Here is a 3,660-nt window from a genome sequence, read left to right as displayed (position 1 = left end):
GCAATAGCGCCTGCACCGCATCGATCCCACGCGCTCTGAACGTGCGCGAGCCTTCGGGCCATCCTATTTCGTACCAACATAGGAAATCTCCCCCGTCCTCTGGTTCGGGCGAAAAGAAACGGCAGGTCACCTCATCACCATCAACCGAAAACGTCCGTTGAATAAAACTTACGGTCATCACGGCTCCGAAAAAACGTGGCTTGCCTGGAGCCTCGCTCAAATCGTCGAATCGGCCCAGCGGACGATGTCAGTCGCCGCCTGGCCGAAGGCATTGTCCAGCGCGCGGACGTAAGCCGCATTGCCGCTGCCGGAAACCGGCGCGCTCGCGGTGAAGTTCTTCGAGGCGCGCACCTCGCCGTTGCGGTCGTTCAGGATGCGCACGAACAGGTCGACGTCGGCATGCTCGCCGCCATTGACGCGCACCTCGAAGGAGCGCACCTCGACGATGATCTGGTAGTCGATGGCCAGCCCTTCGCCCGGCTTGCCTACGCCGGCAAAGCTGCCGGAGCGCTGGAAGGTCTCGGCCAGCCTCGCCTGCACGATCAGCGGCAGCCGGTCTGCCCATTGCGCGCCTTTCAGGAACTGGATCGAGCGGTCCGAACGCCTGATGACTATGTTCTGGCTGTCCAGCGCCTTGAGCGCCGAGGGCTGGGCGATCAGGATCTGGCGGCGGCTGTGGGCGCGCACATCGACCGAAGGCGCGGACAACTCGAACGTGTCGAGCGGCGCCGGCTTGCCGCCCAGGACCGCACAGCCGGCAAGCGTAAGCACCAGCAATGCCGCCGCGGACGATCTCAAACTACCCGCTACCACCCTGACCGACTTCACGCGCGATCCCCGTTGTCCCCGATCAACCCGCATTCGCGGTTCATTTTCTTGGCGGTCGCGGCGGCCGAAGTCAACGCCGTGCCCTTCCGTCGAACTGCCGGACCTCGCCCTCGCCGCCGGACAGGATGCGCTGCGGATTGCGGCTGAGGTCGGTCACCGCTTCCTCGATGCGGTTGATCGAGCGGCGGCTGTCCTGCACCAGCGCTTCCACATTCTGCAGCCCCTGGCCGGAGAAGCGTGACAGGTTGTCGACGATGGTGCCGAGGCGGGAGTTCAGGGTGTCGGCCACCTGCTTGAAGGATTTGAGCGTCGCCCTCGCATCGGCCATCACGCCGTCGGCCTCGCCGGAACCGAGGAGCTTGTCGACCTTGGCCAGGATGCCGTCGACGCGCACCGAGGCGTCGTTGAGGCGCTGCGCAAGCTGGCGGGCATTCTTGATCGTGTCATTGATGTCGTCGGAGCGGTTGGCGATCTTGTTGGTGACCTTGGCGATGTCAGAGGCCGCCTTGTCGGCGCTGGCGCTGGCTTTCTGGATGTTGGCCAAAGCCTCCTTGACGTCGGCCGGATCGATGCCGTCGAGCACGCCGTTGACCTTGGCCAGTGTCCCTTGCGTCTGCTTGGCGAAATCGTTGATCGAGCCGACCGCCGTGTTGACGTTGCCGATGACCGTATCGAACTGCTTGCTGGTCTCTTTCAGATTCGCCGTCACCGTATCGACATTGGCCACAATGCTCTTGATCTGGTCCTTGTCGACGGAATTGAGCAGGCCTTCGGCGGCCTTCAGCGTGCTGTCGAGCCGGCCGGAGACATTCTTCAACTGATCCGAAAGCGAACTCACCGCCGACAGGAACTTGTCGATGCCGTCGGAATTCTTGGCCAGCGCGTCCGAGAAGGTCTGGACGTTCTTGATCGTCTGCGTCAGCGGCTCACGAACGTCCTTGGTAAAACCTTCGAGCTCGCTAAGCACCTTGTCGGCGCGGGTAAAGATGTTCTGAGCCGTCTGCAAAAGGTTGGTGACCGCGGACGGGTTGGCGACGATCTCGGCGACCCTGCCTTCCTTCTCCGCCTCGTCGAGCAGCCTGGCTTCCTTGGGGTCGGCGCCCTTGAGCTCGATATTGGCCTGGCCGCTGAGGCCGGTCAGTCCGATGTCGGCCTGCGTCGACTTGGTGATAGGTGTCCAGCGGGCGATTTCGGCGTCGGCAATGGCGACGGTCGGATCGTCGCCATCGATATAGACGTTTTTCACATCGCCCACCCTGACGCCGTTGAACAGCACCAGGCTGCCGCGGCTGAGGCCGGAGGCCGAGCCTGGGATGCGCACGCGCAGCATCGCCGTTTCGCCCCTGTCGCCGATGGCGGCCGTCCAATAGACGAAGGCGAAGGCCGCCAGGATCGCGCCCAGCGTGAAGATGCCGACGATGACGTAGTTGGCTCTTGTTTCCATCGCCCCACTTATCGCTATGCGCGCGCCGCAAGATCAAGTTGCCGGGCGCGTTTTCCGCGGAAATAGGATTTCACCCACGGCTCATCGCTCTTCAGCATGTCGTCGATCGTGCCTTCCACCAGAACCCGCTTCTTGCCGAGCACCGCGACGTGGTCGCAAGCGGTGAACAGCGTGTCGAGGTCGTGCGTGACCATGTAGACGGTGAGATCCATTGTGTCGCGCAGCTTGACGACCAGTTCGTGAACTCGGCTGCGCTGATCGGGTCGAGCCCGGAGGTCGGTTCGTCCAGAAAGACGATGTCGGGATCGAGCGCAAGCGCACGCGCGAGCGCCGCGCGCTTGATCATGCCGCCGGAAAGTTCGGACGGGAATTTCTGCGCGGCGTCGGTCGGCAGCCCGACCAGTTCGATCTTGAGCATGGCGAGCTCATCCATCAGCGCTTTGGGCAGGTCGAGATATTCGCGCATCGGCACCTGCACGTTCTCCAGCACCGTCAGCGCCGAAAACAGCGCCCCATGCTGGAAGAGGACGCCCAGCCGCATATCGATGCGCAGGCGATCGGCGTCGCTTGCCTTGTCGACATCGACGCCGAACAGGCTGATCGTCCCCGACTGCTTCGGCATCAGTCCCAGTATGGTGCGCAGCAGCACCGATTTGCCGGCGCCGGACGCGCCGACAAAGCCAAGGATTTCCCCGCGCTTGATGTCGAGCGAAAGCTTGTCGAGGATCAGCTTGTCGCCGATGGCGACGGTGACGTCGCGAACCGAAAGCACGATCTCGCCATCGTTCGTGTGCTCCGCTGCCGTGGCGCCGTTGCCGTTCGCCATCTCAGAAGCCGATCGCTGCGTAGAACATGGCGAAAAGCCCGTCGAGGATGATGACGATGAAGATCGACTTCACCACCGAAGCGGTGACGTGCAGGCCGAGCGATTCGGCGCTGCCGCCGACTTTCATGCCCTCGACAGACGCAATGATCCCGATGATCAGGGCCATGAACGGCGCCTTGATCAGGCCGGCGAAGATGGTGCTGAGATCGATGGCGACGCGCAGCCTGTCGATGAACGCGGCCGGCGGGATGTCGGAATAGAGCCAGGCGGCGACGATGCCGCCGGCAAGGGCGGCGAAATTGGCGATGATGGTGAGGCAAGGCAGCCCGATCACCAGCGCGACGAGCCGGGGAAACACCAGCACGCCGATCGGATTGAGGCCGATCACCTTGAGCGCGTCGACCTCCTCGCGCATCTTCATCGAGCCGATCTCGGCCGTGATGGCGCTGCCCGAACGTCCGGCGAGCATGATCGCCGTCATCAGCACGCCGAGCTCGCGCAGGATCAGCACGCCGACTAGGTCGACGACGAAGATATTGGCGCCGAAATAGCTGAGCTGATA

Annotated in this window: 3 protein-coding genes and 1 pseudogene; all 4 read right to left on the bottom strand. The window is 63.2% G+C overall.

The features are described 5' to 3' along the window. Window positions 1–216: 216 nt before the first annotated feature. Window positions 217–861: an ABC-type transport auxiliary lipoprotein family protein gene (locus EOA24_RS30770; RefSeq protein ID WP_126082539.1), complete on the bottom strand. Its 645-nt coding sequence runs from the start codon at window positions 859–861 to the stop codon at window positions 217–219. A 37-nt stretch (window positions 862–898) separates the two neighbouring features. Beyond that, entirely contained in the window at window positions 899–2,272 is a 1,374-nt protein-coding gene (locus EOA24_RS30765; protein WP_126082538.1) for an MlaD family protein, read from the bottom strand. A gap of 14 nt (window positions 2,273–2,286) precedes the next feature. Continuing rightward, window positions 2,287–3,098: pseudogene (locus EOA24_RS30760) on the bottom strand (ABC transporter ATP-binding protein). Window position 3,099: 1 nt separating this feature from the next. Further along, window positions 3,100–3,660, bottom strand: a 561-nt coding sequence (locus tag EOA24_RS30755; RefSeq protein WP_133374690.1) for an ABC transporter permease, incomplete at its 5' end; no start/stop codon positions are given.

This window comes from Mesorhizobium sp. M2A.F.Ca.ET.039.01.1.1 (assembly GCF_003998035.1).
Classification (GTDB): domain Bacteria; phylum Pseudomonadota; class Alphaproteobacteria; order Rhizobiales; family Rhizobiaceae; genus Mesorhizobium.
Note: the sequence above shows the minus strand (reverse complement) of the source record. Positions and strands in the feature narration are given on the sequence as shown.

What these genes read in the sequence shown, in the direction of transcription:
- EOA24_RS30765 (WP_126082538.1), bottom strand. Translation starts at nt 2,272, where the DNA reads ATGGAAACAAGAGCCAACTACGTCATCGTCGGCATCTTCACGCTGGGC.
- EOA24_RS30770 (WP_126082539.1), bottom strand. Translation starts at nt 861, where the DNA reads ATGCGGGTTGATCGGGGACAACGGGGATCGCGCGTGAAGTCGGTCAGG.